This window comes from Pseudanabaena sp. SR411 (assembly GCF_002251945.1).
In the GTDB taxonomy this organism is placed as follows: domain Bacteria; phylum Cyanobacteriota; class Cyanobacteriia; order Pseudanabaenales; family Pseudanabaenaceae; genus Pseudanabaena.
Genome location: NZ_NDHW01000127.1, coordinates 22,789 through 35,589, shown reverse-complemented (window position 1 = coordinate 35,589; position 12,801 = coordinate 22,789). Strand labels below are relative to the sequence as shown.

The following is a 12,801-nucleotide window of genomic DNA, read 5'->3' as shown; positions in this document are numbered from 1 at the left end:
CATGCAGTTAAGGATTAAAGTTCCATTACTGATTACTTTAGTTGCTTTGATTACATCGCTGTCATTGTCATTATTCTTTTATGCCACTGCTTTACAATCAATTGAGAATAATCAAAAAGCAGAACTAAACACAACGGTTACTTTAATTCAAAAATATACTGAGGAGCACACAAAAAAAGCTTTGTCTAGGGCAGAAATGGTTGCATCACTTCCTTCGGTGCAACAGGCTTTTCGGGCAAGAGATCGTGATCAATTAGCTCAGATACTTCTACCCGCTTTTGTGATTCAACGCGATCGCTATGATGTTCGTGAAGCCCATTTCCACTTAGCACCAGCAACATCCTTTTTGCGTTTATTTTACCTCAAAAAATATGGCGAAGATATGAGTAGTTTTCGCGAAACAGTCTTAATCACTAATCAAAAACAGGAACCGCAAAGTGGGGTTGAAATAAGTCGGCATGGATTAAATATTCGTGGGGTTGTACCAATAGCTGATGCTCAAGGGGCGATTGGAAGTTTTGAGGTCGGCATGAGTTTTAACGGTGTTTTAGATGCGGTCAAACAAGTAACTGGTTTTGAATTGGGAGTATTTATTGACAACGATCTAATGACGAAAGTCGCGACTGGACTTCCTGCACCCGAAAGCGATCGCGTGATTGGGGGCTTACGAAATGAAAGTTCTACTAACTGGAGTTTGGTGCGATCGCTCGTTTCCCCTGATTTGTTGCGCAAGGTCAACGATACGACTTTAAAATTGCAAAAAATTGATGGTGTTGACTATGGCGTTGCTCTATTACAACTACTGGATTTTAAAGGCAAGAAAATAGGTGTAGTTGTTGCTGGCAAAAGCTTTGAAGGTTTAACCAGTCAAGCCAATGCTGTTCTCATTAATGCTATGGTCATTTCATTATTTGCTGTAATCATTTTAGGTGGAACAGCGACGATTTTATTTAATGGATTATTGATGCGACCGATGATTGCTGTTGGTAATTGCATCACGAGTATGGCGATCGATGATGTTGCTAAACCTATAGATGATCTTGCCTCTCGTCGGGATGAAGTTGGGAAAATTGCTAGAAGTTTGGAACTAATCCAACAAAGATTAATTGGATTAAAACAAGACATTAATGGATAGAGCAAGAATAGCTAAAAATCAATGATTAATCTCCGTCGTTTTCTATTTACGCTAGGGCTTTGCTTACTATTGATTGTAGGGATAGGAGCCGCAAGTGGCTATTCTCAAGAAGCTGCTCCCATTGTTGCTGTGAAGCCAAATGTCACTGTGCCGAATAATGCTTTTCCAAGCAATGTCCCAAAGCCGATTAAGGTCGAGGTTGCTTTAGTGATTAACAACATCTCAAAAATAACTGATGCTGCGGGTACGTTCTCCGCAGATATTGATCTACGTTTACGTTGGCAGAATCCTAATCAAGCTTTTGATCCAAAAAACACAGGTGTTAATGAGCAGAGCTTCATTGCCGAAGAGGCGATCGCTAAGCTCGCTAATATCTGGAATCCCCAAATCGCGATCGCTAATTTGGCGGAAAAGCCACTAAAATCTGAATCAGAACTATATTTAAACGCTAATGGTTCTGTTGTATATCTTCAGCGATTAACTGCTACGTTTGAAGCTAAGTATAAATTGGCGGATTTCCCTTTTGACCAACAAGTTTTACCAATTCGCCTGATATCTAGGTACAACAGTAATAAAGTTGTTTTCTGGCAGACTCAGGATGACATTGATTTTTCTGGCATACCGCAGGAAATTCAATTATCAGGTTGGCATACTGGTGATGTCAACTTCTTATTCTCTAACTTTAAGGGTTTAGATGGAGAATCTCATCCTCAATTATTAGCCCAAACTATGGTGAAACGGATTCCCACTAGTCATATCCCAGGAGTATTTATCCCTCTGTCTTTAGTGTTGCTCGTACCAACCATCATCGCTCTATGGAGTAATGCTGACTTGGATAAACGAATTTCTGCTTGGTCAGGTAGTATTTTGACGATGGTTGCCCTCAGTTTTACTATATCGATCCGCTATCCAGCATTAAGTATCGATAGCGTATTTTTTCAAGTTCTTTGGTTAGGATTTGCCTTCCAGTTTTTAGGTCTATCTATCAACTTTACGATCATGAATCCAGCAATGGAAAGATTTTTTGGTGGCAAATATGTGGTTGCGGAAATAACAAATTTTTTGCGATGGAGTTTGCCATTGGCGCTATTAATTTTAGTCTCACGGGTAATTTTGCTGGCATTATAGATTTAGGCTGATCGCTCTTTTTAATCCGATCGCACTAATCATCTCTCCAAAAGGCGATCGTTTTTTGTTTTGTGCTACCATCAGTAGTATTGTGAGTAGTACAAAATAGTTATGAAAGTATCTATTTCTCTTCCAGATGAGTTAGTCCATTACGTTGACGATCGCGTAGAAAATCGTAGTCGGCTCATTGAGGGGTTACTGCAAGCATGGCGGAAGCAGCAGGAAAAGCAGGCGATGGTTGAGGCTTGTTTGTTGTTGGATGAATTGACAAATGATGAGGATGCAGCATGGCAGCAAGCGGCGGTTATCGATTGGGAAGTATCTGGTTAGTTAGTTTCGATCCTTCGATTGGTACAGAAATTCGCAAAACTCGTCCTGCGGTGATTATTTCTGGAACTGCTTTTAATCAGCGTAGTAAGGTAACTGTGTTACCGATAACTTCTGCTAATCCTAGCGATCGCTTACTTCCAGTAATTGTGCCTTTGGTTCCTTCTATTACAAATGGACTTAGCAGTAATTGTTTTGTGGTCTGTGTCGATCCGATGACTTTTGATAAACGAAGATTGATTCAATGTCTTGGTCAAGTAGATCCGAATCAATTGGAAGAGATACAGCAGATTTTGGTTAGGTATTTAGAACTTTAACTAGAAACGATATTTCAAGGGGCGATCGCACCAAATAATCTCTACAAAAGGCGATGAGATTTTTAAGCAGGGTCTATTATTTTTTGAAGTGATTCTGCGATCGCTTCATATTGTTGAGGTGTGAGGCTGATGCGATAAATTTAACGGGCAGACCTTCTAGTAGTTCTCCTTCTTGCCATTCATAGGGTTCATAGTTATCTAAACTTGACAAGTCGCTCTCTAGCCAGTCTGTATCTTCTTGAGTGCGTGAGTTTTCAGTTTGCCACACTAGATAGTTTAAAAAGCTAAGAACTTCTCGCAGCTTATTATCAGGGATAGTTTCTAAGCGCTGTACTATCTCGCTTTTAATTGTGTTCATACTAATTTTCTCGATTCACACTCAAGTTAGTTTTAGTTTAGCAAAACCTAGCAGTAAAGGCGATCACACCAATAATCTCTACAAATGGCGGCTACATGACTTTGCATATTCATGAGTCTATGGAGTTCAGTTCGTATTTAACGACCAAAGTTACGGAAGAGTTCGACAGAGATATTCAACTTAGCTTTTCACTTTTAATTTAGTTGCGATTATAACGTGGGATATTGTAAAGCTTGTCTTCAAGCTGCCGCCATTTCACATCTTTGAAATCGTCATCCTTAGCAAACTTAAAAAAAACTGCTTTTTTTACCAGTGCAGCATAGGAAAGAGTCGTTAGTGTCTTTTGTTTTAAATGAACCAATTTTTCAGCAGGACAAGATATACATTTTACAGATATATCCATGAAGTTTTCTCTAAAGTCCTTGTCTGGGAAAATTAATTCAGCAGCGAAGACTTCAGCACCTATTTCAATAAGCTCGTTTTGATTATGGTTGCCACAATATAATGAACCTAAATCTTTATCTTTCAAAAAGTGCTTGAGTTCATGACCCATTGTAAAAATTCTAGGCTCATCAGGTAAATCACGATTAAGCATAACTGATGCACTAGATCCGTTGTAGAAAAATGCACCTCTCAGCTTTTTTAATTTAACGCTTGAATGACTCCCTGGACGAGGCCATAAATCAATATCAATTTTATAATGCTTGTATATGCGTCGAAGATCCGACTTAAGTACACGAGGTGTCGCAATGTGAAAATCGCTGCGGATTGAACGAGCCAAACTTTTAAGCTCTTCGTAATACTCAGTTCGACTCATTCTGCTTTTTACCTCTACGGCTACTTTTGACTTTACTTGCTTGTTGTTGAAGATTTCTAGCTTTTCTATACTCAGCATATTTTTTGAGTTCTTCTATATCTTCTGGGGGGAGTTGTTGAGCGGCTCTCAATAAAGCAGTTATTTCAGCATCTCCAGAACGCTCTTCAGGTGGAAAGAATTCTAAGATAGATACATCAAGGCATCTAGAAAGCTTTTCAAGATCATCAAGAGTTGGACGATAAACAGCCGTTTCCCATCGGGAAATTGTGTTTGCAGTTGTCCCAACTTTTTGAGCTAGAGCTTCCTGAGATAGTTTTTCCTTAGCACGGAGTGCCCGAATGCGATCTCCTACATACTCAATTATTGACATTACAAATACATAGTGAAATTTTAAAAACATTGGTTTTATCCTCCTATAGGATAATCTTTCCTGTTGGCATTGACAACCCTTGAACCATCAATTATCCTGTAAAAGGATAAAGTTATACGCAAAAAGGATTTTTTGTGTTGACTTTTCTGAATAATCCTTATTTACAGGAGCTTTTGGCTATGTCTAATGATCGCTATGTTGTCAAACACCCTGACGGATGGGCTGTAAAGAAATCACACGCTGAACGAGCAAGTGAGGTTTGTGATACCCAGCGCCAAGCTGAAATCCGAGCTAAAGAGATTGTCTCTAACCTTGGTGGTGGAGAAGTCAGAATTCAGGGAAAAGATGGACGTTGGCGGGACTCCGATACGGTTTCTCCTGCTAACGACCCTAATCCTCCTCGTGATCGCAAACACTAGATTCATTAACCTCACCTACAAGCAGATGTAAGTAGGTGAGGTTCTCTCAAACTATTTATCAATTACAAAACTGGAGAATTTCCATGCAAGAAACTGAATATGATTTTTCCGAAGAAATTGTCGATCTTGAGCAGTTTGCTAAAGAAGGCAAAGTCCCTCCCACACGTTGCAAAGGCTATCGAATTCGCATTGACAAACAGACTTACGTTGTCACTGAACCTTCTAAAACTGGACGTGAACTTCTTGAATTAGCTGGAAAACAACCTGAACGTTTTAGCATTCGTCAAAAGTTCAAGGGTGGTCAAGTCAAGAAAATTGAACTTGATGAGCGAGTAGACTTTACAACTGTTGGCATTGAAAGATTTATGACATTGCCACTTGATCAGCAAGAAGGTTACACAGCCCGTCATCACTTTGATCTCCCAGAAAATGATCGAGAATACCTTGATTCCTTGGGCTTAGTTTGGGAGACAGTGATGGAAAACAATGTCCAACGAATAGTCATCCACAAATACCCTCTGCCAAATGGCTACAACCAGCAAGATGTATCGCTTTACCTTCTTATTAGTGCAGGATATCCTGATGCACAAATTGATATGGCTTTCTTTCATCCTGTAATAACTCGTGCAGATGGTAAGCCGATTCCAGCAACGAGTACGAGTGCAGCTTTTGATGGTAAAAAATGGCAGCAGTGGTCACGACATCGAACACCTGCCAATCCTTGGAGAGCAGATGTGGACTATATCGGAACACATATGGCTTTGGTTGAACATTGGCTGGAACGAGAATTTTTAAAGGGAAAAGCCTAATGAAAACAACACTAACATTGACTGATAAACAGCGTAAAATCCTACAAAAACACCTATTTCCAGATGATGGAAATGAAGCTGTCGCGATCGCTTTATGTGGGCGATTAACGAGTGAGCATGAAAATAGACTTATTGCTCACGCTATTCACCCTATTCCCCATGAATACTGTTCAGTAAGAGCACCAGATAGGGTTGCATGGTCTACAGAAATTTTGATTCCACTGCTTGAAGAAGCAATTAAGCATAATTTGGGGGTTGTAAAAATTCATGGACATCCTGAACATTATCCTTGGCACTCTGAAGTTGATGATGACTCAGATCGAAATCTTTTTCCTTCTATATACGGATGGTTAGACGACGGTTATCCTCATATCAGCGCAATACTGTTGCCTAGTGGTCGAATTGTAGGGCGAGTAGTTAATGCTGACGGAAGCTTTGATAATTTGGAAACCGTCAAAGTTGTAGGAGATGATTTATCTTTCTACCATGCTACACAAGACAACGGTCTTACGCCTGAATTTGCAAAGCGTACCGAGCAAGCTTTTGGGAAAGGTACATTTGATCTCTTAAAAACTTTAAAAGTTGGAGTGGTTGGATGTTCTGGTACAGGTAGTCCAGTAATTGAGCAATTAGCACGGCTGGGGATTGGAGAATTAGTTTTAGTCGATCCCGATAGCATTGAAGAGAAAAATCTCAATCGGATTCTAAATTCAACTATTGAAGATGTACTTCAACAAATTCCTAAAGTAGAGTTGATGAAACGCACCATCAAAAATATTGGCTTAGGAACATCAGTTGAAACTCATGCTCAGAATCTCTTTGATCCTAGAGTTGTCAAAGCAATAGCCAGTTGTGACATTGTTTTTGGATGTATGGACAGCGTTGATGGTAGACATTTACTCAACCGTCTTGCCACTTTTTACTCGATTCCCTATATTGACGTTGGTATTCGCTTAGTTGCTGATGGAAAGGGCGGTATAGATCAAATTTGTGGAGGTGTTCATTATCTGCAACCAGCACAATCACTCCTAGAGAGAAGACTATATACCCAAAAAGATTTAGAAGCTGCCAATCTTCTAAGAGTTGATCCTGAAAGTTACAAAGAAAGATTAAAAGTCGGCTATATCTCAGGTGTAGTCGAAGATAGACCTGCTGTCATCAGTGTCAATATGTTTTTTGCTTCTCTTGCAGTCATGGAGATGTTAGGACGCTTACATCAATATCGCAATGAGCCAAATTCAGAATATTCTATTTGGCAAGTAAGTCTAAGTGATAGTTTTCTAGAACATTCTTCAGACAATTCTACAAGTTCATATTTAGAGAATTACATTGGGAAAGGTGATGTTCATCCGTTACTAGGAATGCCTTCATTAAGCGAAAGGAGATAAAGTGATGCAGTGGTTTCAAAATCTCTGGCAATTTATCAAACAACATTTATGGAGAAAAGAACTTCTCTTTAAAGTGTATAAAGTTGATGATTTACCAGAAACCCTAATCTCTTCTAGACTATATGTTGTTGGTGAAGGCGATTACCTTTGGTATGCAGCAATGTTATGTCCTTGTAATTGCCAAGCTATTTTATACATGAATCTTTCTCCTGATGAGCGTCCAAAATGGTCTCTTTCATCCGATGTTCATAACAAAGCAACTCTTAAACCGTCAATTTGGCGAAAAGTCGGTTGTGAAAGCCATTTTTGGCTACGGGACGGAAAAATATACTGGTGTACAAGATCATCGATTAGATGATGGACATAACTATTTTATAGAGGCGATCGCTAGATGTAAAAATTTAGCGATCACTTTAGCTACAATTTTCATAAAAAGACTAGACTCAGAATCCTTATGGCAGAATTAGCATAGTCAGTCTCAGAACTAACAAAGTAACTATATGGCTGAAACAGTTGTTTTGCAAATACTAGAAGCATTGTACCAACGACTAGCGATCGCGGCAGGAGCAACCCAGCGATCGCCTAACAAAACACAAAAAGTCTCTAGTTCCATGACAAAATTAAAAAGTTTCATTTTATAAGCAATACAGGTTCATGGAAGCACGTCCACAAGAGGTGATCTTTTACGCTACCGAAGACGACGAGCGTCCCTTTGAGCTTTGGTTAGAGTCACTACGCGATCGCCAAGCAAGAGCTAGAATTAAAGCACGCCTTGATCGAGTTGAAAATGGAAACTTTGGAGACTACAAACCTGTTGGCTCAGGAGTCATGGAACTCAGGATTGACTATGGACAAGGTTATCGAATATATTTTGCTCAAGCAGGAGAAACCATAGTTCTTTTGCTATGTGGCGGTGACAAAAACACCCAAAATCAAGATATCATCAGAGCTAAGCATTACTGGGTAGACTTTCAGAGGAGAGAAAATGCCAACCTATAAAAGCTATCATTCTTACCTAATTGAATCCTTAAAAGATCCATTAGAAGCTGCTGCTTACTTAGATGCAGTCCTAGAAGATGGTGACTTTGAACATATTTTATTGGCTTTAAAAAATGTTGCAGAAGCTCAACAAGATATTACTAACAATTCAAAAAACAATAATCTGAATTTAGATATCAACCCTCAGCTACTTCCAAAACAACAACCCAGTGAGTTAATGACCATTGCTAAATTACTCAACCAATTAGGGCTAAAACTCTCGGTAACTGTTCAAGAAAAACAACCTGCCTAGTAACATCCAAACATCAAACTTCTATTTCTGCAATCTTGCGTAAAACTCGCCAGGCAACCTCTAACTCACCCTGATTAACCAGAGGAGACAAAACCTGAGACATTCCATATTGCTTACCCTCTAGCTTCACAAACACAATATCATCACCATTAGTCAACATCGCAAAAGTAGAGCGATCACTATTTGGACTAGCCATCAAATAAGCAAGAGTTTGTGGCAAAGCAGACCAAACCGAAAGCATTGTTTTCTTTGATTCTAAAACAATAATCCACAGGCGATCGCGCAATACCAACACATCAATTCGCCCCTGTAGAGTTTCTTCACTATCCGATATCTTGATCAGCACAGACTCTTCTGCCTTGAGAAGGAAAGGAGGATCATATAAACCAGTAATCGTTAGTAATGGAGAAACCAGCAACAACATCACCGTGCTTTTTAGCAAATGTCCACCAGAGCGATGATAAATATAACGCCGCCATAGAACTTCTAAACTAGCGCGATCGCTAGAATTCATCTCAGGAAGCTCGTCATACCATTCTGTAAAAAAATCCTTCAATTCACTACGACTCAAGCCAAATTTTTGTTCTGCTTCAACGATTGTTGTCACAGCCTCAGTAACAGCTAGTGTTTGCATAGTGAATACCTTGAGTTAGTACTCAGTCTCAAAATCAACTTTGCTTAGATTGTAGAATAAAATTGGTATAACCTGTCGAGAAACATATAGCTGAAATAGTTGTTTTGCAAATACCTCGCCAATTCAAGGATGAAATGCAACGCCTAGCGATCGCCATCTATCTACCCTAATACTTATTCTCAAAATAGAGAAGCACTATGAACGAAGCCGATCGCAACTCACCACAGATTAATTCAGATATTCAAGAAACAGCACAAAAACTCTTCAGCGAAATTAGTCAGCTTATTGATGCAGCCAAACAACGTGCCACCGTTGCTGTTATTAGAAATGCTGAACTTGTGCGTAAACCCGAAAACCCCATTGCCATCATTTAGAACAACTGCGTCAAGAGCAGCAAATATCACCCGATCTACTGCTCAAAGATCCCTACATCCTAGACTTTTTAGATATAAGCGATCGCTTCTCGAAGATGCCATTATCGATAATGATGACTTTTATATTGACCTGCTATTCTAGAACCTCAAACTCAAACGCCTTATGGCGATCGACCTCAAACTAGATAACTTTCGCCACGTATACAAAAGCAAAATGGAACTTTACTAATGAATCCCTAAGCAGTTTCCCATGATGACACTTAGCAATATTATTTCCCTCTTTACTGCCATGGTTATCTTGGCAGCAATTCCTAGTCTCAGTGTGTTAACTGTAACCACAAGAGCGGCTACCTATGGATTTATCCACGGCGTTTTCACAACCATCGGCATCGTAACAGGAGATATCATTTTCATCCTGATCGCCATTTGGGGTTTATCGTTTCTTTCTGAAACTATGGGAAGTCTCTTTGTTTTGATCAAATATCTTGGTGGTGCTTATTTGGTGTGGCTAGGAATCAGTCTATATAGGTCAAAAGCACAAGAAATTAAAGCTGATCAGCCTGTAAAGTCTTCATTGTTTTCTAGTTTTGTAACTGGGTTGGTCATTACTTTAGGTGACCAAAAAGCGACGTTATTCTATCTTGGCTTTCTGCCAGCCTTCCTTGATATCTCGAAAATATCTCATTTAGATACGATCGCCGTTATCTTAGTTGCCACATTAGCTGTAGGTGGTGTGAAGCTTATGTATGCACTTATGGCAGATAAAGTGAGTGCGATTGCTAGTTCTAAAACCAAAACCAGAATCAACCTAGTTGCTGGTTGCGTAATGATTGCTGTCGGCATATTTGTGATTGCTAAAGCATAGTTTCCCAATTTTTAGTGATGCGGCTTCTCCTCGTCACTAAAAATTTTACTGCGCGTCCTTTAGTTCTTAAACCTATTGAAACGAGTTACACTGACAGAATATTTGCTCATCATCATATAACCCATGACCTGTCCAGTTCCCAAAGACCAACAACCACTCAATGAATATATTGAACTTAAGGAAGCGTTCTTTTATCGTTGGGCAAAGCTAGCGCGATCGCAATATTTGCGAATGTTGTTGTTCATGTGGCTAGGATTTACCGTTATTTTTTCGCCAGTGGCGATGAGCATTGAGTCCCCCAGCCGACATTTATGGCAATTTATCTGTGTGGCAAGTATTGGCGGTGCTGTAGGGCTGATTTTACCAGTGCTGTTATTGCTATCAGGATGGAGTCACGTCAAGCAAAGACTGGATAGCGCGAAGATTTTTTATGAAGAGTCGGGTTGGTATGATGGGCAAACATGGGAAAAGCCAGAAGCCGATCTAGTCAAGGATCGATTGCTAGTCGCTTATGAAATTAAGCCAGTCATGACGAGATTACAAAAAACACTTTTGGGAATCATTGTTTTTCTTGCCCTTGGCTTTGGCACTCTAAATATTTTCGGCTAAATGTCATTTTATAGCTATAGCTATTCTTGTTAGGACATAAAACCCAAATAGTGTGAGGCGGCGCGAAGCGCCGCCTCACACTATTTGGGTTTTGATTTGTCCTGATACAGGTGGCTATAGCTATAAAAGTCATTTTAAAAAGATGGAGAAAAGTGCTATGCACTTTTCTCCATCTTTTTTATGCCCTATAGGGGGAAGTTAATTTGCTAGTAAAAGGCTTAATATATGTTTACAAACTAATAGAATGTATAGCAAAACTCTAATAAAGCATGCTTAGTTTCGTTAAACGAAGTTTTTAGCTTTAAAGTAGTTGAGGTAAGGGAATATGACAGTTTTAGATCAATATTTTAAACTTTCTGATCGCGCTAGTGACGACGAACAAGCATTTAATGAGTTGGTAGAGTTGTTTGCGGAGCAAGCTGAAGTTCATCCATCTGGGGCGCGAAAAGTAGTTGGCAAAGATGAAATCGCCCAACTGTACCGTAAGTTTTTTCAATCTTATTCAGGAATGCAACGTGTTTGGACGACCAGAAAGACGGAAAATGGACTAGAAGCAATTTGGGCGATCGCAGGTAAGCGTGATAGTGGTGAACTATTCGCGATGCAAGGACGACATATTGCCGAAGTCGATGCCCAAGGCAAAATCTACGCCTTAGAAGTTCATGTCTCCAAAGCTAATTAATCCATCTCCTGAAGAATATCTTGCCAGTTTCGATAAGTTTGGCATTCATCTCGGTTTAGACCGAATTTATCAACTGCTCGATACTTTAGGAAATCCCCATCAACAAGTTCCCGTGATCCATGTCGCAGGCACAAACGGAAAAGGTTCTGTTTGTGCTTTTTTGCTGTCAATTTTGCAGGCTGCGGGTTATCGGGTGGGGCGTTATACTTCACCGCATTTACTGGATTGGCGAGAACGGATTACGATTAATGGCGAATGGATTAGTAATCAGGATTTGCTAGAGGCTTTGGAGCAAGTAGAAGCGGCGATCGCTCCTGAATTTCCACCCACTCAATTTGAAGTGATTACGGCAGCGATGTGGTGGTATTTTGCTAGACAGAAAGTTGATATTGCGATCCTAGAAACGGGTTTAGGGGGAAGATTAGACGCAACGAATGTATGCGATCGCCCTTTAGTTTCGGTGATTACTTCCATTGGTCTAGATCACTGTCAGCAATTGGGAAATACATTAGGAGAGATCGCTTCCGAAAAAGCAGGAATTATTAAACCAAAATGTCCTGTCGTTATTGCTGATAATCATCCTGAAGCGATCGCTGTTTTGCAAGCAAAAGCAACAGAAAATGCTGTGCCTAAAACCTTGGTAAATGCAGCGATGAGAACAACTACAGGTGCTATCTATCAAGGTTTTGAGTATCCTTTGCCATTATTAGGAAATCATCAGTTAATTAATTCGGCAGTAGCGATCGCCACGATCCACTCATTACGAGATCAGGGTTGGCAAATTAGTGATGCGGCAATGCGTACAGGGATGGCAAATACTCAATGGTCAGGACGCTTACAATGGGTGGAATTTAACTTAAATGGCAAGCCCTATAAAATCCTAATTGATGGAGCGCACAATGTAGCGGCGGCGGAATATCTACGTCAATTTGTCGATGAGGCTTTCCCTAATCAGCGCAAACGTTGGGTAATGGGGATTTTGAATACGAAGGATCAGTTCGGTATTCTCAAGGCACTTTTAGATCGCGATGATTTACTTTTTCCTGTACCTGTACCTAACACGGCAACTACCTCACCACAGGATTTGTCTCAAATTGCATCTTCTCTTCTCACGGTTAAGCCACATCCTTATGAAAGTTTAAATTTAGGACTAGCATCAGCTTTTGAGGATCAGCAAAATGATGTGATTATTCTTTGTGGATCTTTATATCTAGTAGGAGAATTTCTCAGTCAACTAGCAATAGCTTAGGGCTTCGCCGTAAAAAAGGAACCAGATTT

Annotated in this window: 19 protein-coding genes and 1 pseudogene; 15 read left to right on the top strand and 5 right to left on the bottom strand. The window is 39.9% G+C overall.

The annotated features are described in order from the left end of the window. Position 1: 1 nt before the first annotated feature. The 4 genes from B9G53_RS13415 to B9G53_RS13400 all read left to right on the top strand — a co-directional run bounded on the left by B9G53_RS13415 (position 2) and on the right by B9G53_RS13400 (position 2,907). Entirely contained in the window at positions 2 to 1,135 is a 1,134-nt protein-coding gene (locus B9G53_RS13415) for a cache domain-containing protein (protein WP_094533106.1), read from the top strand. Positions 1,136 to 1,156: 21 nt separating this feature from the next. Then, complete coding sequence (locus tag B9G53_RS13410; RefSeq protein ID WP_094533103.1) at positions 1,157 to 2,263, top strand: hypothetical protein; 1,107 nt, start codon at positions 1,157 to 1,159, stop codon at positions 2,261 to 2,263. Between the two features lie 111 nt (positions 2,264 to 2,374). After that, positions 2,375 to 2,593: a hypothetical protein gene (locus tag B9G53_RS13405; protein ID WP_094533101.1), complete on the top strand. Its 219-nt coding sequence runs from the start codon at positions 2,375 to 2,377 to the stop codon at positions 2,591 to 2,593. After that, the gene (locus B9G53_RS13400) at positions 2,551 to 2,907 is read left to right on the top strand and encodes a type II toxin-antitoxin system PemK/MazF family toxin (protein WP_176453206.1); all 357 of its coding nucleotides are present in this window, start codon (positions 2,551 to 2,553) and stop codon (positions 2,905 to 2,907) included. The genes B9G53_RS13405 and B9G53_RS13400 overlap by 43 nt, the downstream gene beginning before the upstream one ends. A gap of 76 nt (positions 2,908 to 2,983) precedes the next feature. Here the strand turns inward: B9G53_RS13400 and B9G53_RS13395 are convergent, their stop codons facing one another. The 3 genes from B9G53_RS13395 to B9G53_RS13385 form a co-directional block, all read right to left on the bottom strand. Next, on the bottom strand, positions 2,984 to 3,265 hold the full coding sequence (locus B9G53_RS13395; protein WP_094533097.1) for a hypothetical protein: 282 nt from the start codon (positions 3,263 to 3,265) through the stop codon (positions 2,984 to 2,986). 199 nt (positions 3,266 to 3,464) lie between these two features. After that, positions 3,465 to 4,082, bottom strand: a complete 618-nt coding sequence (locus B9G53_RS13390; RefSeq protein ID WP_176453205.1) for an ImmA/IrrE family metallo-endopeptidase — start codon at positions 4,080 to 4,082, stop codon at positions 3,465 to 3,467. Next, on the bottom strand, positions 4,069 to 4,482 hold the full coding sequence (locus tag B9G53_RS13385; protein WP_094533094.1) for a helix-turn-helix transcriptional regulator: 414 nt from the start codon (positions 4,480 to 4,482) through the stop codon (positions 4,069 to 4,071). Before B9G53_RS13385 ends, B9G53_RS13390 begins: the two co-directional genes overlap by 14 nt. A 149-nt stretch (positions 4,483 to 4,631) precedes the next feature. Between B9G53_RS13385 and B9G53_RS13380 the strand changes: the two genes are divergently transcribed. From B9G53_RS13380 to B9G53_RS28055, 4 genes are all read left to right on the top strand, one after another. After that, a complete protein-coding gene (locus tag B9G53_RS13380; protein ID WP_094533092.1) occupies positions 4,632 to 4,871 on the top strand; it encodes a DUF2188 domain-containing protein in 240 nt (79 codons plus the stop codon). Positions 4,872 to 4,954: 83 nt separating this feature from the next. After that, positions 4,955 to 5,680, top strand: coding sequence for a multiubiquitin domain-containing protein (locus tag B9G53_RS28060; RefSeq protein WP_217901581.1), 726 nt, complete (start codon positions 4,955 to 4,957; stop codon positions 5,678 to 5,680). Next, complete coding sequence (locus B9G53_RS13370) at positions 5,680 to 7,068, top strand: ThiF family adenylyltransferase (protein WP_094533090.1); 1,389 nt, start codon at positions 5,680 to 5,682, stop codon at positions 7,066 to 7,068. Before B9G53_RS28060 ends, B9G53_RS13370 begins: the two co-directional genes overlap by 1 nt. A gap of 4 nt (positions 7,069 to 7,072) precedes the next feature. After that, positions 7,073 to 7,426, top strand: coding sequence for a DUF6527 family protein (locus B9G53_RS28055; protein WP_141211775.1), 354 nt, complete (start codon positions 7,073 to 7,075; stop codon positions 7,424 to 7,426). Between the two features lie 138 nt (positions 7,427 to 7,564). Here B9G53_RS28055 and B9G53_RS28050 read toward each other — a convergent pair whose 3' ends face one another. After that, positions 7,565 to 7,702 (bottom strand): hypothetical protein, encoded by a 138-nt coding sequence (locus B9G53_RS28050; protein WP_217901580.1) that lies wholly within the window; start codon positions 7,700 to 7,702, stop codon positions 7,565 to 7,567. A 20-nt stretch (positions 7,703 to 7,722) separates the two neighbouring features. Here B9G53_RS28050 and B9G53_RS13360 point away from each other — a divergent pair, with 20 nt between their 5' ends. Together B9G53_RS13360 and B9G53_RS13355 are read left to right on the top strand one after the other, a co-directional pair. Beyond that, positions 7,723 to 8,067 (top strand): type II toxin-antitoxin system RelE/ParE family toxin, encoded by a 345-nt coding sequence (locus B9G53_RS13360; RefSeq protein ID WP_094533086.1) that lies wholly within the window; start codon positions 7,723 to 7,725, stop codon positions 8,065 to 8,067. Next, positions 8,054 to 8,359: a DNA-binding protein gene (locus B9G53_RS13355; protein ID WP_094533084.1), complete on the top strand. Its 306-nt coding sequence runs from the start codon at positions 8,054 to 8,056 to the stop codon at positions 8,357 to 8,359. Before B9G53_RS13360 ends, B9G53_RS13355 begins: the two co-directional genes overlap by 14 nt. Positions 8,360 to 8,372: 13 nt before the next feature. Here the strand turns inward: B9G53_RS13355 and B9G53_RS13350 are convergent, their stop codons facing one another. Then, the gene (locus B9G53_RS13350) at positions 8,373 to 8,993 is read right to left on the bottom strand and encodes a type I restriction endonuclease subunit R (RefSeq protein ID WP_094533082.1); all 621 of its coding nucleotides are present in this window, start codon (positions 8,991 to 8,993) and stop codon (positions 8,373 to 8,375) included. Between the two features lie 335 nt (positions 8,994 to 9,328). Here B9G53_RS13350 and B9G53_RS29075 point away from each other — a divergent pair. The 5 genes and pseudogenes from B9G53_RS29075 to B9G53_RS13325 all read left to right on the top strand — a co-directional run. Further along, positions 9,329 to 9,593, top strand: a pseudogene (locus B9G53_RS29075) (PDDEXK nuclease domain-containing protein); the annotation flags it as partial. Positions 9,594 to 9,617: 24 nt separating this feature from the next. Continuing rightward, on the top strand, positions 9,618 to 10,232 hold the full coding sequence (locus B9G53_RS13340; RefSeq protein ID WP_094533080.1) for a LysE family translocator: 615 nt from the start codon (positions 9,618 to 9,620) through the stop codon (positions 10,230 to 10,232). Positions 10,233 to 10,355: 123 nt separating this feature from the next. Continuing rightward, positions 10,356 to 10,841, top strand: a complete 486-nt coding sequence (locus B9G53_RS13335) for a CGLD27 family protein (RefSeq protein WP_094533078.1) — start codon at positions 10,356 to 10,358, stop codon at positions 10,839 to 10,841. A 325-nt stretch (positions 10,842 to 11,166) separates the two neighbouring features. After that, positions 11,167 to 11,523: a nuclear transport factor 2 family protein gene (locus B9G53_RS13330; protein ID WP_094533076.1), complete on the top strand. Its 357-nt coding sequence runs from the start codon at positions 11,167 to 11,169 to the stop codon at positions 11,521 to 11,523. After that, positions 11,504 to 12,772 carry a folylpolyglutamate synthase/dihydrofolate synthase family protein gene (locus B9G53_RS13325; protein WP_094533074.1) on the top strand — a complete coding sequence of 423 codons (1,269 nt, stop codon included), beginning with the start codon at positions 11,504 to 11,506 and terminating at the stop codon, positions 12,770 to 12,772. Before B9G53_RS13330 ends, B9G53_RS13325 begins: the two co-directional genes overlap by 20 nt. Positions 12,773 to 12,801: the final 29 nt, after the last annotated feature.